The sequence below is a fragment of the Micromonospora sp. HM134 genome, from assembly GCF_007833915.1.
Classification (GTDB): Bacteria; Actinomycetota; Actinomycetes; order Mycobacteriales; family Micromonosporaceae; genus Micromonospora; species Micromonospora wenchangensis.
The window spans coordinates 277,742-304,206 of the sequence record NZ_CP041061.1 but is presented as its reverse complement, the minus strand read 5'-3'; the positions used below and the strand labels follow the sequence as shown (position 1 = coordinate 304,206).

Genomic DNA, 26,465 nt, shown 5'->3' with positions numbered 1-26,465 from the left:
ACATGTTCTAAAGCGGCGCGTGGTGGTTCGACCGCGCGGCGGAGCGCGACGGGCCGGTAACGTGACGCCGTGACCACCGAGACCACCCCGCCCGTCGCCCGACAGGTCCGCGCGGAGCGCACCCACCACGGCGACACCGTCGTCGACGAGTACGCCTGGCTCGCCGCCAAGGACGACCCGGCGACCATCGCCCACCTCACCGCCGAGAACGCCTACACGGAGCAGCGCACCGCGCACCTGGAAGCGTTACGCGGCACGCTGTTCGCCGAGACCCGGCAGCGCACCCAGGAGACCGACCTGTCGGTGCCCACCCGCAAGGGCGGCCACTGGTACTACACCCGCACCGTCGAGGGCCAGCAGTACGGCGTGCACTGCCGCCGCCCCGTCCGCGACGGCGAGACCGACCCGCCGGTCAGCGCGGACGGCGCCCCGCTCGACGGCGAGGAGGTGCTGCTCGACGGCAACCAACTCGCCGAAGGGCACGACTTCTTCTCCCTCGGCGCGTTCGACGTCAGCCCCGACGGACGCTGGCTGGCCTACTCGACGGACTTCTCCGGCGACGAGCGCTTCACCCTGCGGATCAAGGACCTGAGCACCGGTGAGCTGCTCGGCGACGAGGTGCCCGACACCTTCTACGGCACCGCCTGGTCGGCCGACGCCAGCGTGCTGTTCTACATCACCGTCGACGAGGCGTGGCGGCCGGACCGGGTGTGGCGGCACACCGTCGGCACCCCGTCGGGCGAGGACGTGGTGGTGCACGCCGAGGAGGACGAGCGGTTCTGGGTGGGCGTCGAGCTGACCCGCTCCGAGCGGTTCGTGCTGATCGACAGCACCAGCAAGGTCACCAGCGAGGTGCGGGTCATCCCGGCCGACAACCCGACGGGTGAGCCGGCGGTGATCGCCCCGCGCCGGCAGGGCGTCGAATACAGCGTCGAGCACCACGGCCACCGCTTCCTGATCCTGCACAACGACGGCGCGGAGGACTTCGCGCTGGCGTACACCTCGGCGGACGCGCCCGGCGACTGGGTGCCGCTGATCCCGCACAGCCCCGGCACCCGGCTGGAGTCGGTCGACGCGTTCGCCGACCACCTGGTCGTCTCGCTGCGCAGCAACGGGCTGACCGGGCTGCGGGTGCTCCCCGTCGGCGGCGGCGACGCCCACGACATCGAGTTCCCCGAGCCGATCCACAGTGTCGGCCTGGACGCCAACCCGGAATACCGCACCCGGCAGCTCCGCTTCCGCTACACCTCGCTGGTCACCCCCGACTCGGTCTACGACTACGACCTGGTCACCCGGGAGTTGACGCTGCGCCGCCGCAAGCCGGTGCTCCCCGGGCCGGACGGTCGCGCGTACGACCCGGACGACTACGAGCAGCACCGCGAGTGGGCGCTCGCCGACGACGGCACCCGGGTGCCGATCTCGCTGGTCTGCCGCCGGGACACCCCGCGCGACGGCTCCGCCCCCGCCGTGATCTACGGGTACGGCTCGTACGAGGCCAGCATGGACCCGTGGTTCTCGGTCGCCCGGCTCAGCCTGCTCGACCGGGGCGTGGTGTTCGCCGTGGCGCACATCCGGGGCGGTGGTGAACTGGGCCGCCGCTGGTACGACGAGGGCAAGCTGCTGGCCAAGAAGAACACCTTCACCGACTTCGTCGCCTGCGCCCGGCACCTGGTCAAGTCCGGCTGGACGGCGGCCGACCGGCTGGTCGCCCGGGGCGCCTCGGCCGGGGGCCTGCTGATGGGGGCGGTGGCCAACCTCGCCCCCGACGCGTTCACCGGGATCGTCGCGCAGGTGCCGTTCGTGGACGCGCTCACCTCGATCCTCGACCCGTCGCTGCCGTTGACGGTCACCGAGTGGGAGGAGTGGGGCAACCCGCTCGCCGACCCGGAGGTGTACGCGTACATGAAGTCGTACACCCCGTACGAGAACGTCGCGCCCGTGGACTATCCGGCGATCCTGGCGGTGACCAGCCTCAACGACACCCGGGTGCTCTACCACGAGCCGGCCAAGTGGATCGCCCGGCTGCGGGCGGTGGCCCCACAGGGCGACTACCTGCTCAAGACCGAGATGGGCGCCGGCCACGGCGGCCCCAGCGGCCGGTACGACGCCTGGCGTGAGGAGGCGTTCGTCAACGCCTGGATCCTCGACCGGCTGGGCCGGGCCTGACCGCCACCACCGGCCCCCGCCACCACCGGCCCCCGCCACCGCCGGGCCAACCCACGCCGGCCCCCGGGCCGGCCGGGGGCCGGCGGGCGGTTGCCGCTCCGCGCCGGCTGATCGCGGTCAGCCGGCGCGGAGTTCCTCGACGGCGGTGCTCATCCGCAGGAAGAGCAGGCCGACACCGACCGTGACCAGCACGGCGGCCAGGGCACCCGCACCGACCCAGGCGAGCTGCGCCCACGGCAGCTCGGGTGTCACCACGGTCTCGGGCACCCACACCGTGCGCAGCGCCGCCGGGTCGGCGCAGCGGACCCGATCACCGGTGCACACCTGGAGGGAGTGCCCCTCGTAGGTGCGCTGGCGGCCCGCGACGCCCCAGGTGAGCAGCAGGCCGGCGGCGAGCGCCAGCGCGATGGCCGGCACCGCCGGAGCCAGGGCCTGCCAGGCCACCGACCGGCCGATGACGCCGCGGGGGACCCCCGACGCGACCAGTGCCGCGTACGTCCGGCGGCGGGCGACGATCCCCTCGACCAGGGCGACGATCAGGCCCCCGGCGGCGAGCGCAATGGCCAGGTAGACAGCCCGGTCGACCAGGTCCATGGTGTTGAGGTAGAAGTCGTCATCGGCGGCGAAGCTCTGGCCGCCGGCCCGGTTCGCCGCCATGTCGGCGGTCATGGACGACCGGACCTCGGCCGCGCCCGCACCCACGATCACCGCCGCCAGCAGGGCGGCCAGGGTACGGCTGCCGGCCCACGGGTCGGCGGTCAACCGGCGGGAGGCCAGCAGCGCTGCCGGCCCGCGACCGTGCCGGTGCAGCAGCCGCCCGGCCATGTACGACAGCCAGCCGGTGCCCGCCACCACCCCGACCAGCGCGGCCAGCCCGCCGCCCAGCGTCAGCGCCGGCCTGAGCAGCGCCGGGGGGTGCTGACCGCGGTCGGCGTACCACTGGCCGATCGGGACGAGCAGGCTGTACGCGGCCAACCCGGCCAGGATCAGCAGCCCGGCCCACGACCCCGGGGCGCGTTCCCGACGCATCCGCCGGACCACGCCGAACGGGGTCGCGGTGACCCGGCGCAGCAGGACCACGCCGACCAGCCCCGCCAGCACCGGCAGGCCGAGCACCACCGCCCCGATCGCCAGCGGCGACGGCAGCACGTCGGTGGGCAGGGGCAGCAGTCCCCGGGCGTCGGGCCGGTGCAGCAGCACCCGGCCGACCAGGTAGGCCACCAGCCCGACGAGGGTGCCGAGCAGGCTGGCCAGCCCGGCCTCCACCGCGACCAGCCCGGTCACCTGCCCGGGGGTGGCCCCGGCCAGCCGGAACCCGGCGAGTCGACGATCCCGGGCCGGCGCGCCGAGCCGGACGCACTGCCCGGCCAGGGCGAGCACCGGAACGGCGAGCAGCAGCAGCGCGACCGCCGTCCCGCCCCGCAGACCGGGCTCGCGGAGCAGCGCGTTGGTGTACTGCTCGGAGTTGTTGCCGCCCCGCCCGCCGGGTGGGGTCGGGATGGCCAGCACGGTGAGGGCGGCCAGCCCGGCGAGGCTGGCCAGGGCGGCGCTGAGCGCGGTGAGGACGACCCGGGCGGTGTCGGTGCGGTTGCCGGCCAGGGCGAGCCGCAGCGCGACGTCCGGCCTCACCGGGGGTCCGCGCCGGGAGCCGCCGCCGGGACCGGGACGAGGGGTTCGTCCAGGCCGAGGCCGGTCGGGTCGACCACGCCGTCGCGGAGCATCACCTCCCGGTCGGCGTACGCGGCGATCCGGGGTTCGTGGGTGACCAGGACGACGGTGGTGCCCTGCTCGCGGGCGAACCGGACGAGCTGGGTGAGGACCTCCTCGCCGCTGAGCGTGTCGAGGGCACCGGTCGGCTCGTCGGCGAAGAGCACCCGGGGCCCGGTGACCAGGGCGCGGGCCATGGCGCAGCGCTGCTGCTGCCCGCCGGACATCGCGCCGGGGCGGACGTCGGCGAGGTGCGCGACACCGAGCCGGTCCAGCCATTCGCGCGCCGCCTGCCCTGCTCCTCGCCGCCCCGAGCCGGCGAGGAGCAGGGGCAGGGCGACGTTCTCCACCGCGGTCAGCTCGGCGACGAGCTGACCGAACTGGAACAACACCCCGAACTCGGTACGGCGCAGCCGGGACCGCGCCGCCTCGGGCCAGGTGTCGATCCGCTCCCCCCGCCAGTGCACCGCACCCTCGTCCGGGCGCAGGATGCCGGCGAGGCAGTGCAGCAGGGTGGACTTGCCGCAGCCGCTGGGCCCGGTCACGGCGACGATCTCCCCTTCGGCGACGTCGAGGCTGATGCCGCGCAGGGCCGGTGTCGGGCCGTACGACCGGACCACGCCGTGTGCCTGGAGTCCGCTCACGGGTGCACCTCCCGGTGCCAGTCGGCGACGCGGGCCAGGGTGGTGCGCAGCCACCTCAGGTCGGCGTCGAGATGAGCGACGGCGTAGTCGACGGCGACGACGTCATCGAGGGTGGTCGAGGGTGCCGTCTTGACGGCGGTGAGTTCGCGCAGCCGGTCGGTGTGTGCCCGCGCCTGGGCGATCAGGTAGGACCGGGCCGCGTTCAGGTCGGCGACCAGCAACGCCACCGCGACCTTGGTGAACAGCGCACTGGTCACATACGGCATGGGTGGCTCGACGGCGGCGAGCCAGCCGTCGAGCGCGGCCCGGCCCTGGTCGGTGAGCGCGTAGGCGGTCCGGTCGGGGCCGGCCTCGCGTTCCTGACCGGCGGTGACCACCAGGCCGTCCCGTTGCAGGCGGCCCAGGGTGGCGTAGACCTGCCCGAAGGCGAGCGGCTTGGCCCGGGGCAGCCGGGTGTCGTGGGCCCGCTTCAGCTCGTAGCCGTGCCGGTTGCCGGCAGCCAGCAACCCGAGCAGCACGTGCGACGTGGACACCCGGCCAACTATTCATCCGGTGAATAGTTGATGTCAAGCAGCTCGGTCGATCCGACCGGGGCGCGGTCGAGCGGTTCGGCGGGCGGCCCGGCCCAGCTGGTCCACCTGGCGGCGGGGCGGGCCCGGCGCTGGTCAGCTGCTCCAGGCCGGGTCGCGGCCGGTACGACCGAGCAGCCGGTCCAGCTCCGTCCGGTCGGCGTCGACCGGCACCTCCGCGCCGAACGCGCCCATCTGCCGGCCCATCGGCCCCATCTCGTCCATGAAGCCGTGCAGGGCCGCGATGCTCTCCCGCGCCGGCTGGTACGGCCGGCCCGTCGCCCGCGCCAGGTCCCAGCCGTGCACCACCAGGTCCGCCACCCCCATCAGGCCGACCGTCGACCGGGACAGCCCCGTCCCCGGCACGACCCCCTGCTCGCTGGCCGGGTCGTCCCAGGCCACGACGAGCTGCGCCACCTCGGCCGCGAACCGGTCCCGCCATCCGGGCTCGGCCGCATGATCGGTCTTCACCGACCAGTCCGCCTCCTGCCCGGCGGCCAACCGCTGAAAGTTGACCGCCACGTCGTACACGTGGTTGAGCAGCCCCCGGACGGTGTAGTCCGCGCACGGGGTGGGCAGGTCGAGCTGGTCGTCGCCGATCGCCCGGACCAACGCCACGGTCCGTGGGGCGGCGGCGGCCAGCAGCTCACTAGTCTTCGTTGGCATACGGCCAGCGTATGAAGGTGGTCTTGAACGAATGCGACAGCCACGCGGGGACGACCGGGGCATCCTCGATCCGGCCCGGCTCCGCCGGGAGCTGCGGTTCCGGCGGCACCTGCCGGACCCGTCGCTGCGCCCGTGGGTGGAGCACTACTGGCTGGTCGACTGGGCGCTGACCGCGCCGTTCACCCAGCAGGTGGTGCCGCACCCGGCGGTCAACGTGGTCTTCCGGCAGGATGCCGGCGGCCCGGAGACCGCCGAGGTGGCCGGGGTCGGCCGGCGGCTGTTCTCGGTCACCCTGACCGGCACCGGAACGGTCAGCGGCATCCAGTTCCGTCCCGGCGGCTTCCGCCCGTTCTGGCGTCGCCCGGTCGCCGAACTCACCGACCGGCACGTCCCGCTCGACTCCGATCCGACCGCCGCCCGCGCCACCCGGTCCGCCGACCCGACCGCTCCTCACGCCACCGGGTCCGCCGTGGCGTCACCCCGCTGCGGGGGTACGGACGACGAGCGCCGCCGGGCGCTGGACGCCTTCCTGCTCGCTTGGGCGCCGCAGCCCGACCCGGCGACGGTCGAGGCGATCGCCCTGGCCGAGACGATCCGCACCGACCGGAGTGTGCTGCGGGTGGACGACCTCGCCCGTCGACACGACCTCTCCGTCCGGCGGTTGCAGCGGCTCTTCCTGGACCATGTCGGCGTCGGCCCCAAGTGGGTGATCCGTCGGTACCGCCTGCTGGAGGCGATCGAACAGGTCGTCACCGGGCTGCCCGACTGGGCCGCCCTCGCCGCCGACCTCGGCTACAGCGACCAGGCCCACCTGGCCCGCGACTTCGCCGCCGTCACCGGCCGCACCCCCACCGGCTACGCCCGCTCCCTGCACTGATCCTCACCCGCCCGCCGTTCACCCCGTCGGCCCTGCGCGCTGTCCACCCCGCCCGCTCAGCCCGCCGGCAGGCCGACTGACGCCCCCACCGAACGGGCCGTCTGGCAGCCGCGCCGATGCTCGGCGGGGTTTGTGCAGAATTGTTGTCGTCATAGCCGCAAGAACTCTCCACAATCCTCTGCGCGCCGCCGGTCACCGCCTCCCGCACGATCACCGCACCGCACCACTCCGCCAGCCCAGCCCGACTGCCAGGTCAAGCGGGTGCCCTGCCCACCCTCACCGGGTGGTGCGGCACCCCCGGACACCCGAGGAGCCACAGGAACACCGCAGGCTGGACGCATCGCGGATCTCCCGGTGAGATCCAGCAGCAACCAGCCCACCTCACCGACGACGGTGAGTAACGACAGCCACCGCCACCCCTCCACTCACCCGCATCCTTTGCTCTGCTGCCATCCAGGCGACAGCTACTCACCGTGCCCGATAGTGGAAGCGGCGTGCTTTCCGACGATTTCTGGAGTTGCAGCTCAAGGCACTGGTGCGAATAGGGCAGCAGAGCAAAGGACGGAGAGGGGGTTGATGGTGGATGGGAGCATGGTTACGGTGAGCGACATCGGGAGCTTCTCCCCGCCTAAATACCCTCAGTAATCAGAACAACGGCTCAGGGCCGCCCGAGCCTGGCTGGAGACCGCCCGAATCCCGGCTGGCCCGGCTGAGCCCGACCGAGCCGGCTGAGCTTGGGCGAGCCGGCGGGCAGCCCACTCGGGCCCCCGTCGGGTGTGATCCCGACGCACGAGGGACATCCCCTCCGTACCGCAGGGCAGATGCTGAACAGCAGCCGGAGCAGCTCAGCGGCGGCGGACCGCCACCACCGCGACGTCGTCGTGGATCTCCGGCGGAGCCAGCTCCACCAGCAGCCGCTGGCAGAAACCGTCCAGGTCGTCGTCGACCACCGTCGCGCAGGACGCCAGCGCGGCCAGGCCGTCGTCGATGGTGGTGTCCCGGCGTTCGATCAGCCCGTCGGTGTAGAGCACCAGCGTCGCCCCGGCCGGCAGGGTGAACTCCAGGTCCTCCGGGCGGTCCGCGCGTACCCCGAGCAGCGGGGCCGACTGCTGGACGAACTCCACCCGGCCGTCCACCGTCACCAACGCCGGCAGGTGCCCGGCGCTGGCCAGCCTGATCCGACCCGTCGACGGATGCAGCAGCAGGATGCACAGGGTCGCCAGTTCGTTGCGCAGCAACGTACGCATCAGCACGTTGAGCCGGTCCACGATCACCCCCGGCTGGTGCCCCTCCACCGCGTACGCCCGCATCGCGTGCCGCAGCTCGGCCATCACCGTCGCCGCGTGCAGCGAGTGGCCCGCGACGTCGCCGATCGCCACCAGCAGGTGCCCGTCGAGCATCACCAGCTCGTAGAAGTCCCCGCCCACCTCGGTCTGCGCGCTGGCCGGCTCGTACCGCACCGCCAGGTCGAGGCCGGCCACCTCGGGCAGCCGCCGGGGCAGCAGGCTCCGCTGGAGGGTGACCGCGATCCGGTGCTCCTCGTCGTAGGAGCGCTGCGCCTCCACCGCCGAGGCGACCGCCTGGGCGAGCTGCACCAGCACCGGCGTGCGGGCGGTCTGGGTGGCGGTGGGCACCACCACGTACAGCGGGGCGCGGTCCTCCCGCAGCTTGGCGGCGGCCACGGTCACCGTGTCGTCGGCCGGCCAGCCCACCAGCCCCCATCCGTCGGGGGCGTCCACCCGCACGGTCGCCCCGGTCGGCACACCCGTGTCGTCGACCACCCACGGCACGACCTCCGGTTCCGCGCCCGGACCGGCGGCGACCCCGGCCAGGCACTCCCCGTCGAAGGTCTCCGCGACCACCGCCGCCGGACTGCGGAAGATCTGCGCCGCACCCGCCGCCGCTTCCAGCAACAGGCGGGCGAAGGTGGACGCGGCGTGCACCGCCACGGTGGTGTCGGCCAGCCCGGTGAGCCGCTCGGCGAGCAGCTCCGCCCGCTGCCGCGCCTGGTAGTAGCGCAGCACCGCGTGCGCGGTGGCGACCAGTTCCTCCGGCTCGATCGGCTCGGCCAGGTACGCGTCCGCGCCCCGGGTCAACCCCTGGGTCCGGTCCACCACGTCGACCGCGTGCGCGGACACGTGGATCACCGGGATCGCCGGATGGTCCGCCTTGATCCGCTCGCAGACCTCGAAGCCGCTCAGATCCGGCAGCCGGACGTCGAGGACCACCAGGTCGATCGGGTCCACGCCGACCCGGGCCAGCGCCTCGGTGCCGTTCTCCGCCTCCCGCACGGTGAAACCCGCCCGGGTCAGCCAACTCACCAGCAGGTAGCGCTTGGTGGGACTGTCGTCGACCACCAGGATCGTCGCCGGGGCACCGGCCACCTCACACTCCCGCCACGGGCAGGTCCACCGTGAAGCTGCTGCCCCGGCCCGGCTCGCTGACCAGTTCCAGGGTGCCACCGAGCAGCGTCACCAACCGCCGCGCGTACGGCAGGCCGAGGCCGGTGCCGCTGCGTCGGCTGGTCCCGGGCACCTGGTAGAACTCCTCGAAGACCCGTTCGTGCAGCTCGGCGGGGATGCCCGGCCCGGTGTCCGAGACGCAGACGCGGACCCGGTCGTCGACACCTTCGGCGCGCATCCGCACCTCGCCCCGGTCGGTGAACTTCACCGCGTTGTGCAGCAGGTTGCGCAGCACCTGGGCCAGCAGCACCTCGTCCGAGCGGAGCACGGTGCCCGGGGGCGGCTCCTCCACCACCAGCTCCACCTCGGAACGCAGGGTGAGCGCGCGCAGCGTCCCGCGCAACTGCCCGAAGACCGCCCGCAGGTCGACCTGCGCCCACTCCGGTTCGATCCGGCCCGCCTCCGCCTTGGCCAGGTCGAGCAGGTCGTTGACCAGGGAGAGCAGGTCGGCGGCCGAGGACCGGATCAGCTCGACCTGCTGGGCCTGCTCGACGGTGAGCGGGTCCGACGCCGAGTCGGTCAGCAACCGCCCCAGCCCGATGATCGCGGTCACCGGGGCTCGCAGCTCGTGGCTGACGTTGGCCAGGAACCGGCTCTTTGACTCGCTCGCCGCACGCAGCTGGGCCGACTTCTCGTCCAACTCGGCGTAGAGCGCCACCACGCCCCGGTTGGTCTCCTCCAGCTCCTCGGAGAGCTGGGTGTAGAGCGCCATCACACCCCGGTTGGTCTCCTCCAGCTCGGCGTTCAGCACGGCCAGCTCGTCGCGCTGGCGGCGTACCTCGTCGAGAGCGGCGATGAGCTGCCCGTTCTGGGTCGCCAACTCGTCCAGGGCGCTGGCCGGCGCGCTGGCACCCAGTTCGGCGCGCAGCTCCGCCAGGCGCTGCGGAGTCAGCGCCGCAGCGGTGGGCGGGACACGTCGGGACATCCTCACGACGGTATCTCCCTGCGCGTCCGCCAGCCCCAGGGTGTCCACCAACCGCGCCACCGCGCCGGACTGCGGCTCGTACCGGTTGCCGGGCAACGGGCGCAGCGGGGCGAGGTCGACGCTGAGCAGCCGCCGGCCGTCCGGCTCCGTCAGACAGGAGAACGTGACGTCCGCGCCGTCCACCGCGCGCAGCAGGTCCCGGGCCACCTCGCTGAGGGCGGTGGCGAACCGGACCTGGTCCTGGTGCTCCAGCCCGATCGCGGCCGCGACCTCCCGGCCCCGCTGGCGTACGCCGAAGATGTCCTGTTCCACCCGCAACGCCATCCGCAGCAGGGGTTCGCGGGCGGTCACGACGGCGTTCTCGCGACCAGCACGCAGGCGTCGTCCCGGCGCACCCCGGCGTCGCGCAGCAGGGTCGCCGCGACGACGACCGGCGCCCGCCCGAACAGCCCCGGATAGTCCTCGGAGCGCCACCGGTCCACCACGCCGTCACTCTGCATGACCAGGGTCGCACCAGCCGGGAACGGGTAGTCGTACCCGCGTACCGTCGGACGCTGGTGGCCGGCGATGCCGGGCAGCGAGACCAGCCCCCGCCGGGTGCCGTCGGGGGCCAGCACGGTCCCGGTGACGTTACCCAGGCCGGCGTAGCGCAGCAGACCCGCCGCCGGGTCCAGCTCCGCCACCGCCAACGCGGCCCCCCGGGTGTGCGACATCGCCCGGTGCAGGTGCGTCACCACGACGGCGGGCGGCCCGTCCGGCGCGGCCCGGAAGGCGGCCACGGCCGCCTCGGCGGCGACGTTGGCCAGCGGCCCGTGCCCCAGCCCGTCGCAGACGAGCACCTGGTGCCGGCCGTCCCCGGTACGCACCGCGTGGCTGTCGCCGCTGACCTGCTCGCCGGTGATCGGCCGGGTCAACCCCGCCGCCCAGGTCGGGGTGACCCGTACCTCCTTCGCCCACACCTGCACCGCGAAGACGGTGCCGCGCCCCGGCCGGGACCAGGCGTCGTACCAGCTGGCCTGCCGGGTGATGGCACCGAGGCCGATGCCCAGCGTGCCGGTGGTGGAGTGGCCGTCGCGGGAGGACACGGTGAGGTCGGCCATGCCGGGGCCGGAGTCGACGGCGACCAGTTCCACCCCGGCGGCGTCGGCGGTACGCACCGGCCGCAGCAGCAGGACGCCCTCCTGGGCGTGCTTGACCAGGTTGCTGGTCAGTTCGGCGGCGACGATGGCCAGTTCGGCGAGCCGGTTGCCGCCGAGGCCGAGCTGCCCGCCGAGGCGTTCCGCCGCGCGGCGTACGGTGCTGGCGGCGCTGCCGCTCTCCACCCGGTACCAGTGGCCCGCGTCCGGGACCACCTCGTGGTTCATCGGGACCACTTGGTCACGGTGATCCGGGTGCCCTCGCCGGGGGCGGTCTGGATGTCGAAGTCGTCGACCAGCCGGCGGGAGCCGCTGAGACCGAGGCCGAGACCGCCGCCGGTGGTGTAACCGTCGGTGAGGGCGAGGTTCAGGTCGGCGATGCCCGGCCCGGAGTCGGCGAAGACGATCCGCACCCCGCGTCGCCGGCCGTCCTCGACGACGCTCACCTCGGCGGTGCCGCCGCCACCGTAGATCAGGGTGTTGCGGGCCAGCTCACTCGCGGCGGTGACCAGTTTCGTCTGGTCGACGAGGGAGAGCTTGGCCGCCACCGCCACGGTACGCACCAGCTGACGGACCCGGACGACGTCCTCGTCGCTGCCGATCGCCTGGGTCTTCGGGCCCAGGTCGACTCCCGCGGTCATGGCGATGTCGCCGCCGTCCCGGACTCGACGTCCTCGGGGTCGTCGTACCCGGGGCCGTCGTCACGGGTCGCCGCGATCAGCTCCATGCCCCGTTCCACGTTCAGCGCGGTACGGATGCCGTTGAGCGACAGGCCCAGCTCGACGAGGGTGATGGCGACCGCGGGACGCATCCCGACGACCACCGTCTCGGCGTCGAGCACCTTGGAGATCGAGGCGATGGTGGAGAGCATCCGGCCGACGAACGAGTCGACGATGTCCAGCGCGGTGATGTCGATGATGACGCCGTGGCAGCCGGTCGCCACGATCCGCTCCGCCAGGTCGTCCTGGAGGGTGACCGCCGTCTGGTCGGACATGTCGATCTGGATGGAGACCAGCAGGATGTCGCCGATCTTCAGGATCGGCACCCGTTCCATCACACCTCCCGGCGTGGGTGGCGGCGGGACGTCTCGACGCCGGTGAGGCGCAGCACGTGCCGCAGGGCGTCGGCCAGGCTCGCCTTGGTGGCGATGTCGCCGAACTCGATGCCGAGCGCGACGATGGTCTGCGCGATCTGCGGGCGGATGCCGGAGATGATGCAGTCGGCACCCATCAGCCGGGCGGCCACCACCGTCTTGAGGATGTGCTGGGCGACCTGGGTGTCGACCGCCGGCACACCGGTGATGTCGATGATCGCGTACGGCGAGCCGGTGTCGACCAGGGTCTGGAGCAGCCGTTCCATCACCACCTGGGCGCGCGCCGAGTCGAGGGTGCCGACCAGCGGCACGGCGACCACGCCGTCCCAGATCTTCACCACCGGGGTGGAGAGTTCAAGCAGCTGTTCGGCCTGGTCGGCGATCAGCCCCTCGCGGGTCTGCACGTAGGTCTCGAAGGTGAGCAGCCCCATCCGGTCGACCAGGCCGGTGACGTCGAGGATGTCCCGCAGCGACAGCTCGACGCCGTCGGTCTCGGCCAGCTCGACCAGGACGTCCTTGAGGGCGTAGATGCTGATCGCGGTCTCGGTGGCGGTGAAGCTCTGCCGGGCCCGGCTGCGGGACAGGTCGGCGAGCACCGCGCGCAGCTCGCCCGCCGCGGGCGTCTGGAGGTCGGCCAGGCCCGCGCCGCCCGCGTTGATCATGCTAGCGTGCAGTTCCTGCACCTGGAGGCGCAGCTCGGCCTGGCTCAGCCGACCGCGCAGCGAGGCGGCGACGAGTTCGGTCCACCGCTGCACGACCCGCTCACCGTGCTCACTCAGCAGCCCGACGAGCCGGTCGCCCCCGTCTGCGGTCAACGCCATGGTTACCTCCTGTGAGCTGGGCCGGCCGGACTCTATCACCGGAGGCAGACCCGGTAGTTGCCGCGCGGCAAAGGAATGATCGCTCCCACCGGAACCGCTCCCGTTCTGCGTGTCCCCCCGTTCGTGGGATACCGTTCCACCGATAACAGGAGGTCTGAATGTCCCTGACGGTGCACACGGAACAGCGCGGCGACGTGGTCGTCGTGTCGGTCGCGGGCGAACTCGACATGGCGACCGCACCGCAGCTGCAGGACCAGATCACCGACCTGCTCGACAAGGGTCGCAGCCGGCTGGTGTTCGACCTGGCCGAGGTGTCGTTCTGCGACTCGACCGGGTTGTCGGTCTTCGTCCGGGCCAAGAACAGCTGCGACGAGGCCGGCGGCGTGGTCCGACTGGCCGCCCCGCAGCGCGGCGTGCTGCGCATCCTGGAGGTCAGCGGACTGGTCGAGGTGCTGCACACCTATCCGACGGTCGAGCAGGCCGTCGCGGGTGATCCCACCCCCGCGTCGTCCTGACCGGTCTCCTCAGCGCTCGTCCTCGATGAACCGGGGACGGGCGATCACCATGCCCGCAGTCGTCTGCACGGCGAGGGCGGCGAGCAGGAAGCCCATCGGCGCGGTCCATCCGCCGGTCGCCTCGTAGAGCACCCCGACGAGCAGCGGGCCGAGCGCGGCGATCACGTAGCCGGTGCTCTGCGCGAAGGCGGACAGCGCCACCGTGCCGTCGGCCGTGCGGGCCCGCAGGCCGATGGTGGTCAGGATCAGCGGGAACGCGCCCTGACCGAAGGCGAGCAGCAGCACCCAGAGCAGCGCCCCGCCCCGGGGCGCGAACGCCAGCCCCAGGTAGGCCGCCGCGGAGAAGGCGGTCAGCCCGAACACCAGCGGGCGCAGCGTGCGGAGCCGGCCGGCCAGCGTCGGCATCAGCAGGGCCACCGGCACCCCGAGCGCGGTGACCCCGGCAAGCAGCAGGCCGGCGCTCTCCGGCCGGAAGCCGGCGTCCCGGAAGAGCTGGGCCAGCCAGCCCATCACCGCGTACCCGCTGAGCGACTGCGCGCCGAAGTAGACCGCCATCGCCCAGCCGAGCCGGGTGCGGGCCGGCCGGACCCGGGTGCGGGCGGCCGGGACCGCCGTCGGGGTCGCGGCCCGTCGGGCGGCGCGCGCCCGCAGCGCCAGCGGCACCCACGGGAGTACGGCCACCGCCGCCAGCAGCGCCCACACCCCGAGTCCGGCCCGCCAGGAGCCGAAGGCGTGCGCCACCGGCACGGCGGAGGCGGCGGCGACCGTGGTCCCCGTGGTCAGCGCCATCGTGTACGCCCCGGTGACCAGCCCGGTGCGGTGCGGGAAGTGCTGCTTGACCAGCATCGGCAGCAGGATGTTCGCCACCGCGATGCCGGCCAGGGCGAGCGCGCTGGTGAGCACGAAGACCGTCGCCGAGCCGGTGACGACGCGGAGCACCTGGCCGACGGTGAGCGCGAGCATCGCCACCACCAGCACCCGGGCCGCCGGCCAGCGCCGGATCAGCCACGGGGTGAGCGCGCCGAGACCGGCGAAGGCGATGGTGGGCAGGGTGGTGACGAACCCGGCCATCGCACCGGAGAGACCGAGTCCGGTGCGTACCTCGTCGAGGAGCGCGCCGAGGCTGGTCACCGCGGCCCGCAGGTTGAGCGCGACCAGCAGCATCCCGACCAGCACCAGCGCACCACCGGTGACCGGCGACGGAGCGCGGTGGGCCGGCCGGTGGGCGAGCGGATCGGGCGCTGCCTCGACGGCGGGAGCGGTTGGCGGGGTCATGACCTCGAACCTACAATCATGGGATGAATTTCGGCAGCTGGTGTAACCGGTGACACCGTCCGTCGATTCCCCGCCCGTGCCCCCGCGCGGTCAGCGGGTGCAGCAGACCATCGAGCAGCTCCGGGGACGGATCCTCGGCGGCGAGTGGCCGGTGGGCGGGCGCATCCCCACCGAGCCGCAGTTGGTGACGGCACTCGGGGTGGGGCGCAACACCGTCCGGGAGGCCGTCCGGGCACTGGTGCACGCCGGGGTGCTGGAGTGCCGGCAGGGCTCCGGGACGTACGTGGTGTCGACCGACGAACTGGCCCCGGTGGTGGCCCGCCGGCTCACCGACGACCGGATGGCCGAGGTGGTCGAGGTCCGCCGGGCGTTCGAGGTCGAGGCGGCCCGGTTGGCCGCGCTGCGGCGTACCCCGGAGGATCTGGCGGCGCTCGACGGCGCGCTCGCCGCCCGGGAGGCCGCCTGGCGGTCGGGCGGGGTCGCCGCGTTCGTGGAGGCGGACGTCGCGCTGCACATGGCGGTGGTCGCCGCCGCGCACAACGCCATGCTGGCCGAGCTGTACGCCTCGGTCGGCGCGGCGCTGCGCAGCACCGTCGCGCACGCCACCGGTGACACCCTGCACCCGCAGCGGCACGTCGACCACAGCCGGCTGGTGACGGCGATCCGGGACGGCGATCCCGGGCGGGCGGCGATCGAGGCCGGTGCTTTCCTGGAGTCCCCGTCCGGGGCATAGGTTGTCCCCGACGGAGAATCGGACGGCACAGGAGTACGGATGCTCAAGGGCTTCAAAGACTTCATCATGCGCGGCAACGTCGTCGACCTGGCGGTCGGTGTCGTCATCGGCGCCGCGTTCACGGGCGTGGTCACCCAGCTGACCAAGTCGTTCCTCGAACCACTGGTCCGGGTCTTCATCGTGCTGATCACCGGCCAGAAGGACGGCCTCAAAGGCTCGACCCCGGAATTCCGGGGCATCCCGTTCGACTGGGTGGCCTTCGTCAACGCGGCGATCACCTTCGCGCTGACGGCGGCGGCGCTGTACTTCCTGGTCGTCTACCCGATGAACCGGCTCGCCGAGCGGCGCAAGCGGGGCGAGGAGCCGCCGCCCGCCGCGCCGAGCGAGGAGGTCAAGCTGCTCACCGAGATCCGGGACGCGCTGCTCGCCGGCGGGCACGCCACCCCGGGGCAGCGCGGCGCGCTGGACGACGTGCTCGGCCGGCGTCCGGAGCCGCCCGCCCCGCGCTGACCCGACCGGCGCACATCGGCCCCTGCGGAATTCCCGCAGGGGCCGCATCTTGTCGTACACATGTTCGATAGAGTTCCGCCATGGAGCAGCGTAGGCACTGGTGGAACGGCAAATGGGGACGACTGGCCCGGCGGGACATCTTCCTCCGCGTCGACGCCGACCGGTGGCACGTCGAGCAGCGGGCCGGCGGCGCGGAGGGCGTCTCCCAGTTCTACGAGTACGGCAGCGCCGACGAGGCCGAGGAGACCGTCCGGGCCCTGCTGGAGGGGACGGACGCCTGGCGGGAGCTGTCCCCGCGCCCGCCCAGCGCCTGGGGGCCGGCGGTTTAGCGGTGGGTGGGGCAGGGAACCGCCCGGGGATGGAGCAGCAGGGCATGGCAGAGCAGGCGGTCATCTCCCGGATCACCACCGGCATGCGGGTGGTCGACACGGTCGGGGTCGAGATCGGCACCGTCGACCTCGTCCAGCGGGGCGATCCCAACGCGGTGACCGTGCAGGCGTCGACCGCCGATCCGGGCGGCAGCCTGGACGAGCTGATCGAGTCGGTGGCCGTCGAGGAGCCGGACGTCCCGGCCGACCTCGCCGCCCGCCTGCTGCGCACCGGCTACCTCAAGGTCTCCACCGAACTGGCCCGCACCGGCGCGGTGTACGTGCTGGCCGACCAGATCGCCACGGTCACCGACGACCAGGTACGCCTGCACGTCCCCGTCGGCGACCTGCCCCCGGAGGAGTAACCCACCCACCGCCCCCACACCCTCCCCGACCCGACAGCACGGGGGGTGTCCCTATGGGTTTGGTCAAGCGGTGGCGGGGCTTGTGGGGCGTGGTTGGTAGGGGATTTTGTCGCGGAGCATGGCGTGGAGGACGTCGCAGCGGCGTCGGGCGAGGCAGATGAGGGCGGCGTTGTGGCGTTTGCCTTCGGCGCGTTTGCGGTCGTAGTAGGCCCTGCTGACGGGGTCGGCGAGGGCGGCGAACGCGGCGAGGAAGAAGGCTCGTTTGAGGTGTTTGTTGCCGCCCCTTGGTGGGTGTTCGCCGCGGATGCTGGTGCCGGATCGTCGGGTGACGGGGGCGAGTCCGGCGTAGGCGGCGAGGTGGCCGGGGGTGGGGAAGGCGGTGCCGTCGCCGACTTCGAGGAGGATCCGGGCTGCGGTCCTGACGCCGATGCCGGGCATCGAGGTCAGGACCGGGGCGAGAGGGTGCGCATCGAGCATCCTCTCGACCTCGCCTGCGACCTGGTCACGTTGGCGTAGGACGTCGCGGAGGCTGTCGGCCAGGCGGGGCAGGATCGTCTCGGCCGCTGTTGTGCCGGGGACGGTGACGGTCTGTTCGTCGAGGGCGGTCATGATCTGTTCGACGAGCCGGTCGCCGATGCGAGGGGCGTGGACGGTGGCGATCGAGGTCAATTTCCGGCGGCCGGCTTTGCGCATGCCGGCGGGTCCGCCGCAGCGCGACAGCAACTCCAGGACCGCCTTGTGGTGGACTTTCGGGCCGAGAACCCGTTCCAGAGCGGGGTGGATCTGCGTGAGCAAGCCACGGATCCGGTTGGACACGCGGGTGGCTTCGCCAGCGAGATCGTCGTCGAACCCGACCAGCACCTCCAGCTCCGCCAGTGCTTCGTCGCCGACATCGACGCTCCGCAGCGTGTGCGGCAAGGTGCGGGCCGCGTCGGCGATGACGTAGGCGTCCCGGGCGTCGGTCTTCGCCGCACCGGGATGCAGGTCGGCGATGCGGCGCATCGCCAAGCCGGGCAGGTAGGCCACCTCATGACCGCACGCTCGGGCGACCGCGACCGGCAGGGCGCCTATCGAGGCGGGCTGGTCGACCACCACCAGTACCCGGCCGTGGCGGGCGAGCTTGTCGAACAGGTGCCGCAGCCGAGCCTCCGTGTTCGGCAACGCCGCGTCGTGCAGCCGCTTGCCGCCCGGCGCCAACCCGACCGCGTGATGACCTTCTTTACCGACGTCCAAACCGAGGTAGACGCCGTAGTCGCCGTTCACCCCACTCGCCTCCACGCATCGTTCCGTGGCCTCGGCCGCTGGTCTGGGCGTCGGACTGCCGGGAGCCACGTTACGAAGAGACCTACCCCAACACGGGTGGCCGTGTCCCTATCAGCGGTCCGCCGACGCCACCCGACCCGGCGACAACACCCCCCGGATCATGAGAACGACAGGGGCAGAAAGTCATACCGGGCCGGGCGACCGAGGAGTCCCCGGCTGGGGACGATCAAAAAGGTAACGGGGCTTGCACCCATCTCGACAGCAGCGCTCCCGGGTGCCGCGATACCTGTTGCGCGCCCTTTCGAGCTGATGACGTCAACGAATCACGGCCAGGGACCCGGCATGCCTGGTTTGGCGGCACGCGCGACACCTCCAGCGGCACACACGACAGCGTGCGGGAACGTGCGGGAACGCCGCGACACCGAGAACGGCCGCAGCGCGCTCGGTGTGGGTGCCCGTCACCGACCAACTTCTCTCTCCCCCCGGCGATGGCGCGTGCGGCGGTGAGCGGACAGTCAGGTGAGCCGTTGACGTCATCAGCTCGAAAGGGCCCGTAGTGATGTCCATGCCCGCCGCCCGCCTGCGCCTGCACGGACGTGACCACCGGCACCGGCCGGCAGAGCCCGGGGTCCGTCCGCGGCTGGTGGGGCACGGGCGAGGCGGACCAGGAGATCGGACACGCCCCGGTGTTGCTCGACAGCCGGGAACACGCGTCGGAGTTCGCGGCGACCGTCGAGCAGTACGTGCCGGACCTGCGGTTACGGGTGGTGGCGGTCGACGTGACCGCCAGCGCCCCGTGACCGCCAGCCCATACGGTCGGACCGGTCGTCAGGGGACGGGGGTGGCGGCCGGGGTGGGCGTCCGACGGCGGAAGAGCAGCAGCATCAACCAGCCGGCGAGCAGCCCCCAGAACGCCCCACCCACGCCGAGCAGGCTCACCCCCGAGGCGGTGACCACGAAGGTGACCACCGCAGCTTCCCGGCTCCGGGGATCGGGAACGACCGACGGTGGGGTGGCGGAGAGGGCCGAGGTGAGGGCGCCGGCCAACGCGCCGAGCAGCGCGAGCCCGGCGACCGCCTCGATGAGCACCGGCGGGGAGAGCAGCACCAGCGTGGTCGCCGCGCCCGCGCCGAGCCCGAGCAACGCCAGGCCGATGCCGGCGGTGACCGAGGCGATCCAGCGCCGGTCCGGATCGGGGTGGGCGTCGGGGCCGGCGGCGAGGGCCGCGGTGATCGCGGCGAGGTTGACGGCGTGCCCGCCGGTGACGGCACCGAGCGCACTGGCCAGCCCGGTGGCGCGCAGCGCCGGGGCGAGCGGCGGCCGGTAGCCGAAGCCGCGCAGCACCGCCGTGCCGGGCACGTTCTGCGCGGCCATGGTGACCAGGAACAGGGGCAGCGCCAGGCCGACCACGGCGGGCAGGGTGAACGCCGGCACGGTCGGCGACACCACCGGCCGCAGGTCACCGGGGGTGACTCCCACGCCGGTAGTGGTCACGGCGATCGCCACCGCCGCCGCCACCAGCGCGGCCGGGACCGCCCACCGGGGGGCGAACCGGTGCAGCACCAGCCAGGTCAGGATCACCGGGGCGGCGAGGGCCGGCACCTCGACCAGCGCGCGTACCGGGGCGGTGCACAGCGGTAGCAGCACCCCGGCCAGCATCGCGGCCGCCACCGGGGCGGGGATCGCGGCCACCGCCCGACCCAGGGCGGGGAAGAGACCGGCGGTGACGATGAGCAGCCCGCACAGCACGAACGCACCCACGGCGGCGGGCCACCCGCCGGGGACCGGCCCGGTGGCGACCAGCAACGCCGCGCCCGGCGTGGACCAGGCGATGGCGATCGGCATCCGGTGCCGCAGGCCGAGCCAGGTCGCGCAGATCCCGGCGGCGACGCTCACCGTGAGCAGCCCGGAGGCGGCCTCCGCCTCGCTGGCGCCGACCGCCCGCAGCCCGGCGAGCACGACGGTGAACGAACTGGCGAAGCCGACCACGGCGGTCACCACGCCGGCCAGCACCGGTTGCAACCGATCCCCCACCACACTCCCCCTCACGCCCGGCCGCCATCGTTCCGTTTACGGAACGGCGGCGTGTAGCACCATAGCCGGATGACCCCGCCTCGCCCAGCCCGCCGGCCCGCGCTCGACGCCGACGCCGGGGCGGTCGGCCACCGGCTACGCGCGCTGCGGGTCGAACGCGGGGTCTCCCTCTCCACGCTGGCCCGCACCGCCGGGGTCGGGAAGGCCACCCTCTCGGCGCTGGAGAACGGCACCCGCAACCCCACCCTGGAGACGCTCTACGCGATCACCGCCCAGCTCGGCGTACCGCTGGCGGCCGTGCTCGCCGGGCCCGCCGCCACCCCGACCGTGCGGGGCGCCACGGTCGTCGCCACCCTGCTGGAGTCGTTCACCGACACCGACGCCAGTTACGAGCTGTACCGGCTGCTGGTCCGCCCCGGCGGGGAACAGGTCTCCCCCGCGCACCAGCCCGGGGTCACCGAACACGTCACGGTCTTCGCCGGGATGCTCCGCGCCGGCCCGGTCGACGCCCCGCTCACCGCCGCCGCCGGTGGTCACCTGCGCTGGACCTCCGACGTACCGCACGGCTACGCCGCCCTCGGCGACGAGGAGGTCGCCGCCAGCCTGCTGCTGCGCTACCCCCGCACCTGACCCGCGCCGGGCACCCGGTGCTGCACCGCCCAGAGCGCCGCCTCGGTACGCGACGCCGAGCCGGTCTTGCGCAGCAGGTTCGACACGTGCACGGTCACCGTCCGCACCGAGATGCCCAGTGCCCGCGCGGCCTGCTTGTTGGACATCCCGGCGACCAGGCAGCCCAGCACCTCGACCTCCCGGCCGGTCAGCTCGGCCTCGGGCGGGGCGGCGGCCCGGGGCGACGGCAGCCGCAGGTGCTCCGGCAACGGTTCCCGGACCAACGCGTCCGGCCCCCGGCCCGCGTGCACCGCCAGCAGCTCGGTGAGCGCGTACGGGTTGCCGCCGGTGCGTTGCCAGACACCGGCACAGACCCGCGCCGGAGGCGGGCTGTCGCCGTACACCTGGGTGAGGATCTCGGCCACCTCGGCGACGCCGAGCGGGCCGAGGTGCTGGCGCACCGCGCCGCGTACCCCGCAGAGGCGGGCCAGGACGCGGCGGGTGAGGTCCGGTGCCACCGCGTCGGCCGGCGGCCGGCTCGCCACCACCAGCAGCGCCGGCAACTGCGGCGCGGTGGCCAGCTCGACGACCAGGTTGAGGCTGGCCGGGTCGAGATCGTGCAGGTCCTCCACCACCAGCACGGCCGGGCCGGCACCCACCAGCAACCGGACGGTACGCACGGCGAGCCGGAGCAGCGTGCCGGGGGCGTACCGCTCACGCGGCGCGGTCGGATGCTGGGCCAACCAGGCGAGCGCGTCGGACGGCAGGTCGAGCGCGCCGACGTCGCGGACGCTGAGCACCGCCGCCAGCCAGTCGTAGGGGGCCGGATCGTGCACCCGCGCCGTCCCGGCGAGGATCGCCGCCGGTCGGGGGGAGAGACCCTCGACGGCCGCCGCGACCAGGCGGCTCTTGCCCACCCCGGCGGCTCCGGTGATGACCGTGACGGCGGGTGCCGAGCGGCCCGTCCCGGCCACGGTGGACCACGCCCGGTCGAGCTCGGCGAGCTCTCCGACGCGACCCACCATGGACACCGGGATCATTTCTCCCACCCTACGTACTAGTGCGTAGAGACGGAGGGAGGGTGTATCCGGCAAGCTTGTCCCATGACGCTGATCCTCCGCTCGGCCATCCTCAACGACGTCGGCCTGGTCCGCACCAACAACGAGGACTCAGCCCTCGCCGGTGAACGCCTGGTCGCGGTGGCGGACGGCATGGGTGGGCTCCCGGCCGGCGAGGTGGCCAGCGAGATCGTCATCCGCATCCTGGACGAGCTGGTCCCGCCCACCGGCACCGACGAGGCCGCCGAGGCGCTACGGGCCGTGGTCTCCACCGCCAACCGGCGCATCCGGGCGGCGATCTCCGCCGACCCGGCCCGCGAGGGCATGGGTACGACGCTGACCGCCGCCCTCCTCGCCGGGGACACCCTGGTCCTCGCGCAGGTCGGTGACTCCCGGTGCTACCTGCTGCGCGACGGGGAACTGACCCAGCTCACCCGGGACGACACCTTCGTCCAGGCGCTGGTCGACCAGGGGGCGCTCTCCCCCGACCAGGCCCGCCACCACCCGCAGCGTTCCCTGGTCACCCGGGCGGTGCAGGGGGCGGACGCGCCACCGGCGATCGGGGTGCTGACCGTGTTCGCCGGGGACCGGGTGCTGCTGTGCAGCGACGGGCTCTCCGACTACGTGGCCGACGAGGCGATCCATGGGGCGCTCGTCACCTACCAGGACCGCCGGCACTGCGGTGAGCAACTGGTGAAGCTGGCCCACCAGGCCGGCGCGCCGGACAACGTCACCGTGGTGGTCTCCGACGTGACCGAGGGCTGAACCCGGGCCGACCGGGTTGCGGCCGACCGCCGGCCGGGTTGGGATGGACGGATGCTCATCCGTCGCCTGGCCGCCGAGGAACGACTGACCACCAGCTTCCCGCTCCAGGCGTACGCCTTCGAGGCGACCCCGCTGAGCCGGGAACGGGTCGACGCGTTCCACCGCTACCTGCCGTACAACAAGGGCAACCGGACCCTGGTCGTCGAGGAGGGCGGCGAGGCGCGGGCCACCGCCAGCGCGGTGCCGATGCGGCAGAACCTGCGCGGCGCGGTGCTGCCGATGGCCGGGGTCGCCGGGATCGCCACCCACCCGCTGGCCCGCCGCCAGGGGTACGTCCGCGCCCTGCTCTGCCAACTCCTCGACGAGATGCGCGACGGCGGGCACCCGGTGACCGCGCTGTACCCGTTCCGGGCCAGCTTCTACGAGCGGTTCGGCTACGTGGGGCTGCCCCGGTCGCGTACCGTCCGGTTCTCCCCGGCCGACCTGGCCCCGCTGCTGCGGGCCACCCTGCCCGGCACGGTGGGCTGGCAACGGATCGGCGTCGGTTACCCGCACTACCGCTCGTTCACCGAGCGGTGCCTGCGGGAGCGGCACGGTTTCGCGATCTTCCCCGACTTCCGGGACGTGGGGCTGCGGGACCGGGACGACAGATGGCTGATCACCGCGACCATCGACGGCAGCGTGGTCGGTGCGCTCACCTACCGGATCGACGACCACGGTGGCGACCTGGTCGGCGACGACCTGCTCGCCACCGACCCGTACGCCCGCGCCCTGCTGTTGCAGTTCCTCGCCCGGCACGTCGACCAGGTGGAGCGGATCAGCCTCCGGGTCCCCGCCGACGACCTGCCCGAACTGTGGCTGACCGACCTGGCCGTGCACGTCGAGGCCCGGGTGTCCCGGCCCGGCTCGCCGGCGCCGATGGCCCGCCTGCTCAGCGTGGACGCCCTCGCCGGGCTGCCCGCCGGGCCGGGCCGGGTACGGGTGGACCTGGTCGACGACCGGTGGCTCGCCGGCACCCACCTGCTCGACGGTGTCGACGGGCGGTTGGCGTTGGCCCCCGGCGGCGGGTCGGCGGTGACCGCCGGTGGTCCGGTGCCGACGGCTACGCTCACCGCCGCCGGGTTGTCCGCGCTGGCCTACGGGGTGCTCGACCCGGCCGAGGTGCACATCCGGGGGCTGGGTGAGGTCGGCCCGGAGGCGGCGGACGAGTTGCGCCGGCTCTTTCCCCGGGCACTGCCCTACCTGTTCGCCGACTTCTGAGCGACCGGTCCCCGGCGGGGCCGCCGGGTCTGGTCGACGCGGTGCGGGGGCGGGTACGGTCCCCGGAATGCCGCAGTGGTTGCAAGCCGGGGCGTGGGGCCTGTTGGCCGGTTCCGCTCTCCTGGTCGGGGCGACCGTCGGGTTCTTCCTGCCGGTGCCCCGCAAGGTCGTCGCCTCGATCATGGCGTTCGGTGCGGGTGTCCTGCTCTCCGCCGTCTCGTTCGAGTTGATCGCCGAGGCGCACGAGCAGGGTGGACTACTGCCGACCACGATCGGCGCGGCGGGCGGGGCGTTGGCGTACACGGGGGCCGACCTGCTCCTCGCCCGACGGGGTGCCCGGCACCGGAAACGCTCCGGCGGGGAACAACCCTCCGAGCGGGAGCAGCCGGGTTCGGGGTCGGCGATCGCGGTGGGCGCGCTGCTCGACGGCGTACCCGAGTCGGTGGTGATCGGCGCGAGCCTGCTGGCCGGCGGTCCGGTCAGCCTGGTCACCGTGGTCGCGGTCTTCCTCAGCAACGTGCCGGAGGGCCTGTCGAGCGCCGCCGGCATGCGCCGGGCCGGCCGTTCCCGCCGGTACGTCTTCGGGCTCTGGACGGCGATCACCCTGGTCAGCGGGGTCGCCGCGCTGCTCGGCAACACCCTGTTGGGTGGCGCGCCGCCGGAGCTGCTGGCCACCATCACCGCGCTGGCCGCCGGGGCGATCCTCGCGATGATCACCGACACCATGGTCCCGGAGGCGTTCGAGGACGCCCACCTGCTGGTCGGCCTGATCACCGTCCTGGGCTTCCTGACCGCGTTCGCCCTCTCCCACGCCTGACGACCGGTCCCGCCGGTGGCGGCGGTCAGTAGGGGTCGCCCTGGCCGGGGACGCGGCCCCGGAGCAGGCCGGCGGGCCGGCCGGGCAGGTCGGCGACGCCGGACATCGGCGGGCCGGCGGTGTGCGCGCCGTCGGCCATCCCGGCGAACAGCTCCTTCAGCGCGGTCACCGCGTCGAGCCGTGGCTGCCAGCCGAGTTCGGTCTCGGCGCGGGCGCTGGACATCAGCGGCGCGGCGAGCCCCAGCTCGACCCAGCCCGCGTCCACCGGTTGCAGCCGCAGCCGCCAGGTCAGCGCGGCGGCGGCGCGCAGCACCGGGGCGGCCACCGGCACCGTCCAGCCCTTGAAGTGCCGGGCCACCAGCTCCGGGGTCAGCACCGGGTCCGCGGCGACGTTGAACGCGCCGCGCGCCTCACCGAGGACCGCCCGGGCGTACGCGTCGGCGACGTCGTCGGCGTGCACCGCCTGCATCCGCAGCCGCCGGTTGGCCGGGACGAACGGAATCCGCCCGTGCCGCAGCAGCCGCACCGGGGCCAGTGGCCCGAGGAAGTACCTGGTGATCTCGGTGCCGGCGTCCCGCTGGAAGATCAGTCCGGGGCGCAGCCGGACCACCCGCAGCCGTGGATGGGCGGCCTCGACGGTGTCCAGCAGGCGTAGGGCGCACCGGCGTCGGGGCCGGGCAGCCGACGGGCGACGCCGACCAGGTCGAGTCCCGGTTCCCGACCCAGCCGGCGCAGCACCGCCGTGCCCACGTTGCCGGTGGCCCCCACGATCACGATCCGCATGCCGGGTGCGGTACCCGCTGGGCCGTCCGCCAACCCCGCGCGAGGGCGGATCGTGGGTCAGCCGCCCGCCGGGGTACGGGCCGGGCCGTTGTCGACCAGCCGGAAGGTGCTGCGCAGCGGCGCGTCACCCAACTCTTCGAGGATCAGGCCCCGGCTGGGCGAGAACTGGAGGAACGCCGAGTCGTTGCTGATCGCGTACGCGCCACCGCCCTTGCTGACGATGGTGAACAGCTGCGCGGGTCGACGCTTGTCGCAGGCCGTCCCCTCGACGGTGAGCGGCTTGCCGTTGCCGGGGTTGAGCACCTGCCAGCAGGCCGGGTCGTCGTTGGCGGGGTGGCCGTCGCGCCGGCCGTACGCCTTGATCAGGTACTTGCCACCGCCGGCCGGCGTCGGGACGAACAGCTGGCGTCCGCTGTCGTCGTCGACCTCGACGAGCGCGCCACCGTCCAGGGCCACCCCGGACTCGGTCGCCTGCACCCGGACGATGGTGACCTCCCGCTTGCCGGACAGCACCCCGCCGGCACCGGCCGTGACCGACGGCTTCCCGGTGGGCCGGGACGGGCTCGCCGACGTCGACGCCGGGGGCTTGGTCGGGTCGGGTGCCGTCGTGGCGGTGGGCGTCACCGCGTCGGAGGGCGTCGCCGGTCCCGACGGCGTGGCGGTGGCCGACCCGGTGGCGGCGGGTGTCCCGCCCCCGTCCCCGCAGGCCACCAGCGCCCCGGAGCACGCCAGCACCGCGACCCCGGTGACCCACTTCAACTTCGACATCCCCTGCTCCTCCACCGGCGACCCCGCGCGGGTGCGCGGAGTGTCCTCTGCGCCCCACCCGGACGGTGAACGCGCCACAGCATCGAACTGGACGCCGGTGACCCCCCGGCGGTTTCCCCGTACCCGGGGGAACAGGAATCTATCTGCGCCGCCGTACGCCGGGGCCGGCGGCCGGCCGGGCCGCGCCGGGGTCGGCCCCGGAGCCCGCGTCCACAGTGACCCGCGTCACGTCAATGCCGTGATTTCCATCGACCGTGGCCCCTGCCAAATGGCTGA

General features: G+C 73.6%; 29 protein-coding genes. 12 read left to right on the top strand and 17 right to left on the bottom strand.

Annotated features, from left to right (window positions below):
- Positions 1-69 precede the first annotated feature (69 nt).
- A complete protein-coding gene (locus tag FJK98_RS01535) occupies positions 70-2,166 on the top strand; it encodes a S9 family peptidase (RefSeq protein ID WP_145917407.1) in 2,097 nt (698 codons plus the stop codon).
- Positions 2,167-2,283: 117 nt separating this feature from the next.
- Here FJK98_RS01535 and FJK98_RS01530 read toward each other — a convergent pair whose 3' ends face one another.
- The 4 genes from FJK98_RS01530 to FJK98_RS01515 all read right to left on the bottom strand — a co-directional run bounded on the left by FJK98_RS01530 (position 2,284) and on the right by FJK98_RS01515 (position 5,752).
- Positions 2,284-3,795: an FtsX-like permease family protein gene (locus FJK98_RS01530; protein ID WP_145917406.1), complete on the bottom strand. Its 1,512-nt coding sequence runs from the start codon at positions 3,793-3,795 to the stop codon at positions 2,284-2,286.
- Positions 3,792-4,517 carry an ABC transporter ATP-binding protein gene (locus FJK98_RS01525; protein WP_145917405.1) on the bottom strand — a complete coding sequence of 242 codons (726 nt, stop codon included), beginning with the start codon at positions 4,515-4,517 and terminating at the stop codon, positions 3,792-3,794. Before FJK98_RS01525 ends, FJK98_RS01530 begins: the two co-directional genes overlap by 4 nt.
- Entirely contained in the window at positions 4,514-5,050 is a 537-nt protein-coding gene (locus tag FJK98_RS01520; RefSeq protein WP_145917404.1) for a PadR family transcriptional regulator, read from the bottom strand. Before FJK98_RS01520 ends, FJK98_RS01525 begins: the two co-directional genes overlap by 4 nt.
- A 132-nt stretch (positions 5,051-5,182) precedes the next feature.
- On the bottom strand, positions 5,183-5,752 hold the full coding sequence (locus tag FJK98_RS01515; protein WP_145917403.1) for a TIGR03086 family metal-binding protein: 570 nt from the start codon (positions 5,750-5,752) through the stop codon (positions 5,183-5,185).
- Between the two features lie 31 nt (positions 5,753-5,783).
- Here FJK98_RS01515 and FJK98_RS01510 point away from each other — a divergent pair, with 31 nt between their 5' ends.
- A complete protein-coding gene (locus FJK98_RS01510) occupies positions 5,784-6,629 on the top strand; it encodes a helix-turn-helix domain-containing protein (RefSeq protein ID WP_145917402.1) in 846 nt (281 codons plus the stop codon).
- 845 nt (positions 6,630-7,474) lie between these two features.
- Here the strand turns inward: FJK98_RS01510 and FJK98_RS01505 are convergent.
- From FJK98_RS01505 to FJK98_RS01480, 6 genes are read right to left on the bottom strand one after another with little or no spacing between them, the layout of a single operon-like run.
- Entirely contained in the window at positions 7,475-9,013 is a 1,539-nt protein-coding gene (locus tag FJK98_RS01505) for a SpoIIE family protein phosphatase (RefSeq protein WP_145917401.1), read from the bottom strand.
- A 1-nt stretch (position 9,014) separates the two neighbouring features.
- Positions 9,015-10,340, bottom strand: a complete 1,326-nt coding sequence (locus FJK98_RS01500; protein WP_145922514.1) for a sensor histidine kinase — start codon at positions 10,338-10,340, stop codon at positions 9,015-9,017.
- A gap of 23 nt (positions 10,341-10,363) precedes the next feature.
- Complete coding sequence (locus FJK98_RS01495; RefSeq protein WP_145917400.1) at positions 10,364-11,380, bottom strand: SpoIIE family protein phosphatase; 1,017 nt, start codon at positions 11,378-11,380, stop codon at positions 10,364-10,366.
- Positions 11,377-11,793 (bottom strand): anti-sigma regulatory factor, encoded by a 417-nt coding sequence (locus FJK98_RS01490; protein WP_145917399.1) that lies wholly within the window; start codon positions 11,791-11,793, stop codon positions 11,377-11,379. The genes FJK98_RS01495 and FJK98_RS01490 overlap by 4 nt, the downstream gene beginning before the upstream one ends.
- Positions 11,790-12,206 (bottom strand): STAS domain-containing protein, encoded by a 417-nt coding sequence (locus FJK98_RS01485; RefSeq protein WP_145917398.1) that lies wholly within the window; start codon positions 12,204-12,206, stop codon positions 11,790-11,792. The genes FJK98_RS01490 and FJK98_RS01485 overlap by 4 nt, the downstream gene beginning before the upstream one ends.
- On the bottom strand, positions 12,206-13,066 hold the full coding sequence (locus tag FJK98_RS01480) for an STAS domain-containing protein (protein WP_145917397.1): 861 nt from the start codon (positions 13,064-13,066) through the stop codon (positions 12,206-12,208). Before FJK98_RS01480 ends, FJK98_RS01485 begins: the two co-directional genes overlap by 1 nt.
- A gap of 158 nt (positions 13,067-13,224) precedes the next feature.
- On the opposite strand from FJK98_RS01480, the gene FJK98_RS01475 reads away from it, so the two are divergent.
- Positions 13,225-13,581: an STAS domain-containing protein gene (locus tag FJK98_RS01475; protein ID WP_088642031.1), complete on the top strand. Its 357-nt coding sequence runs from the start codon at positions 13,225-13,227 to the stop codon at positions 13,579-13,581.
- A gap of 9 nt (positions 13,582-13,590) precedes the next feature.
- On the opposite strand, the gene FJK98_RS01470 is transcribed toward FJK98_RS01475, so the two are convergent.
- On the bottom strand, positions 13,591-14,856 hold the full coding sequence (locus FJK98_RS01470) for an MFS transporter (RefSeq protein ID WP_145917396.1): 1,266 nt from the start codon (positions 14,854-14,856) through the stop codon (positions 13,591-13,593).
- Positions 14,857-14,905: 49 nt separating this feature from the next.
- Here FJK98_RS01470 and FJK98_RS01465 point away from each other — a divergent pair, with 49 nt between their 5' ends.
- The 4 genes from FJK98_RS01465 (at position 14,906) to FJK98_RS01450 (ending at position 16,832) form a co-directional block, all read left to right on the top strand.
- Positions 14,906-15,589, top strand: a complete 684-nt coding sequence (locus FJK98_RS01465) for a FadR/GntR family transcriptional regulator (RefSeq protein ID WP_145917395.1) — start codon at positions 14,906-14,908, stop codon at positions 15,587-15,589.
- A 39-nt stretch (positions 15,590-15,628) separates the two neighbouring features.
- Positions 15,629-16,099, top strand: coding sequence for a large conductance mechanosensitive channel protein MscL (gene mscL, locus FJK98_RS01460; protein ID WP_145917394.1), 471 nt, complete (start codon positions 15,629-15,631; stop codon positions 16,097-16,099).
- An 80-nt stretch (positions 16,100-16,179) separates the two neighbouring features.
- Positions 16,180-16,428, top strand: a complete 249-nt coding sequence (locus FJK98_RS01455) for a hypothetical protein (protein WP_145917393.1) — start codon at positions 16,180-16,182, stop codon at positions 16,426-16,428.
- A gap of 44 nt (positions 16,429-16,472) precedes the next feature.
- Positions 16,473-16,832, top strand: a complete 360-nt coding sequence (locus FJK98_RS01450; protein WP_145917392.1) for a hypothetical protein — start codon at positions 16,473-16,475, stop codon at positions 16,830-16,832.
- A gap of 63 nt (positions 16,833-16,895) precedes the next feature.
- Here the strand turns inward: FJK98_RS01450 and FJK98_RS01445 are convergent, their stop codons facing one another.
- Positions 16,896-18,110 carry an IS110 family transposase gene (locus FJK98_RS01445; RefSeq protein WP_370516975.1) on the bottom strand — a complete coding sequence of 405 codons (1,215 nt, stop codon included), beginning with the start codon at positions 18,108-18,110 and terminating at the stop codon, positions 16,896-16,898.
- Between the two features lie 581 nt (positions 18,111-18,691).
- Here FJK98_RS01445 and FJK98_RS01440 point away from each other — a divergent pair.
- Positions 18,692-18,895 (top strand): hypothetical protein, encoded by a 204-nt coding sequence (locus tag FJK98_RS01440; protein ID WP_145917390.1) that lies wholly within the window; start codon positions 18,692-18,694, stop codon positions 18,893-18,895.
- Between the two features lie 28 nt (positions 18,896-18,923).
- On the opposite strand, the gene FJK98_RS01435 is transcribed toward FJK98_RS01440, so the two are convergent.
- Positions 18,924-20,129 (bottom strand): benzoate/H(+) symporter BenE family transporter, encoded by a 1,206-nt coding sequence (locus tag FJK98_RS01435; protein WP_145917389.1) that lies wholly within the window; start codon positions 20,127-20,129, stop codon positions 18,924-18,926.
- Positions 20,130-20,198: 69 nt separating this feature from the next.
- Here FJK98_RS01435 and FJK98_RS01430 point away from each other — a divergent pair, with 69 nt between their 5' ends.
- Positions 20,199-20,759: a helix-turn-helix domain-containing protein gene (locus FJK98_RS01430; RefSeq protein ID WP_145917388.1), complete on the top strand. Its 561-nt coding sequence runs from the start codon at positions 20,199-20,201 to the stop codon at positions 20,757-20,759.
- Here FJK98_RS01430 and FJK98_RS01425 read toward each other — a convergent pair.
- The gene (locus tag FJK98_RS01425) at positions 20,744-21,778 is read right to left on the bottom strand and encodes an AAA family ATPase (protein ID WP_145917387.1); all 1,035 of its coding nucleotides are present in this window, start codon (positions 21,776-21,778) and stop codon (positions 20,744-20,746) included. The two genes, FJK98_RS01430 and FJK98_RS01425, sit on opposite strands and share 16 nt — an antisense overlap.
- Before the next feature lie 63 nt (positions 21,779-21,841).
- Between FJK98_RS01425 and FJK98_RS01420 the strand changes: the two genes are divergently transcribed.
- The 3 genes from FJK98_RS01420 to FJK98_RS01410 all read left to right on the top strand — a co-directional run bounded on the left by FJK98_RS01420 (position 21,842) and on the right by FJK98_RS01410 (position 24,638).
- Complete coding sequence (locus FJK98_RS01420; RefSeq protein WP_088642022.1) at positions 21,842-22,561, top strand: PP2C family serine/threonine-protein phosphatase; 720 nt, start codon at positions 21,842-21,844, stop codon at positions 22,559-22,561.
- A gap of 51 nt (positions 22,562-22,612) precedes the next feature.
- Positions 22,613-23,821 carry an enhanced intracellular survival protein Eis gene (eis, locus tag FJK98_RS01415; protein WP_145917386.1) on the top strand — a complete coding sequence of 403 codons (1,209 nt, stop codon included), beginning with the start codon at positions 22,613-22,615 and terminating at the stop codon, positions 23,819-23,821.
- A 67-nt stretch (positions 23,822-23,888) separates the two neighbouring features.
- Positions 23,889-24,638, top strand: a complete 750-nt coding sequence (locus tag FJK98_RS01410) for a ZIP family metal transporter (protein ID WP_145917385.1) — start codon at positions 23,889-23,891, stop codon at positions 24,636-24,638.
- A gap of 25 nt (positions 24,639-24,663) precedes the next feature.
- Here FJK98_RS01410 and FJK98_RS01405 read toward each other — a convergent pair whose 3' ends face one another.
- The 3 genes from FJK98_RS01405 to FJK98_RS01400 are packed head-to-tail and all read right to left on the bottom strand — an operon-like array spanning position 24,664 to position 26,189.
- The gene (locus tag FJK98_RS01405) at positions 24,664-25,248 is read right to left on the bottom strand and encodes a hypothetical protein (RefSeq protein WP_240762545.1); all 585 of its coding nucleotides are present in this window, start codon (positions 25,246-25,248) and stop codon (positions 24,664-24,666) included.
- Entirely contained in the window at positions 25,224-25,421 is a 198-nt protein-coding gene (locus FJK98_RS33775; RefSeq protein WP_240762543.1) for a hypothetical protein, read from the bottom strand. Before FJK98_RS33775 ends, FJK98_RS01405 begins: the two co-directional genes overlap by 25 nt.
- A 57-nt stretch (positions 25,422-25,478) precedes the next feature.
- Positions 25,479-26,189: a hypothetical protein gene (locus FJK98_RS01400; protein ID WP_145917384.1), complete on the bottom strand. Its 711-nt coding sequence runs from the start codon at positions 26,187-26,189 to the stop codon at positions 25,479-25,481.
- Positions 26,190-26,465: the final 276 nt, after the last annotated feature.

Bases quoted from the DNA above. Each gene is read 5' to 3' on its own strand.
- FJK98_RS01515 (WP_145917403.1), bottom strand. From the start codon at position 5,752: ATGCCAACGAAGACTAGTGAGCTGCTGGCCGCCGCCGCCCCACGGACC.
- FJK98_RS01510 (WP_145917402.1), top strand. From the start codon at position 5,784: ATGCGACAGCCACGCGGGGACGACCGGGGCATCCTCGATCCGGCCCGG.
- FJK98_RS01500 (WP_145922514.1), bottom strand. From the start codon at position 10,340: ATGGCGTTGCGGGTGGAACAGGACATCTTCGGCGTACGCCAGCGGGGC.
- FJK98_RS01495 (WP_145917400.1), bottom strand. From the start codon at position 11,380: ATGAACCACGAGGTGGTCCCGGACGCGGGCCACTGGTACCGGGTGGAG.
- FJK98_RS01490 (WP_145917399.1), bottom strand. From the start codon at position 11,793: ATGACCGCGGGAGTCGACCTGGGCCCGAAGACCCAGGCGATCGGCAGC.
- FJK98_RS01485 (WP_145917398.1), bottom strand. From the start codon at position 12,206: ATGGAACGGGTGCCGATCCTGAAGATCGGCGACATCCTGCTGGTCTCC.
- FJK98_RS01480 (WP_145917397.1), bottom strand. From the start codon at position 13,066: ATGGCGTTGACCGCAGACGGGGGCGACCGGCTCGTCGGGCTGCTGAGT.
- FJK98_RS01475 (WP_088642031.1), top strand. From the start codon at position 13,225: ATGTCCCTGACGGTGCACACGGAACAGCGCGGCGACGTGGTCGTCGTG.
- FJK98_RS01470 (WP_145917396.1), bottom strand. From the start codon at position 14,856: ATGACCCCGCCAACCGCTCCCGCCGTCGAGGCAGCGCCCGATCCGCTC.
- mscL (WP_145917394.1), top strand. From the start codon at position 15,629: ATGCTCAAGGGCTTCAAAGACTTCATCATGCGCGGCAACGTCGTCGAC.
- FJK98_RS01455 (WP_145917393.1), top strand. From the start codon at position 16,180: ATGGAGCAGCGTAGGCACTGGTGGAACGGCAAATGGGGACGACTGGCC.
- FJK98_RS01450 (WP_145917392.1), top strand. From the start codon at position 16,473: ATGGCAGAGCAGGCGGTCATCTCCCGGATCACCACCGGCATGCGGGTG.
- FJK98_RS01430 (WP_145917388.1), top strand. From the start codon at position 20,199: ATGACCCCGCCTCGCCCAGCCCGCCGGCCCGCGCTCGACGCCGACGCC.
- FJK98_RS01425 (WP_145917387.1), bottom strand. From the start codon at position 21,778: ATGATCCCGGTGTCCATGGTGGGTCGCGTCGGAGAGCTCGCCGAGCTC.
- FJK98_RS01420 (WP_088642022.1), top strand. From the start codon at position 21,842: ATGACGCTGATCCTCCGCTCGGCCATCCTCAACGACGTCGGCCTGGTC.
- eis (WP_145917386.1), top strand. From the start codon at position 22,613: ATGCTCATCCGTCGCCTGGCCGCCGAGGAACGACTGACCACCAGCTTC.
- FJK98_RS01410 (WP_145917385.1), top strand. From the start codon at position 23,889: ATGCCGCAGTGGTTGCAAGCCGGGGCGTGGGGCCTGTTGGCCGGTTCC.
- FJK98_RS33775 (WP_240762543.1), bottom strand. From the start codon at position 25,421: ATGCGGATCGTGATCGTGGGGGCCACCGGCAACGTGGGCACGGCGGTG.
- FJK98_RS01400 (WP_145917384.1), bottom strand. From the start codon at position 26,189: ATGTCGAAGTTGAAGTGGGTCACCGGGGTCGCGGTGCTGGCGTGCTCC.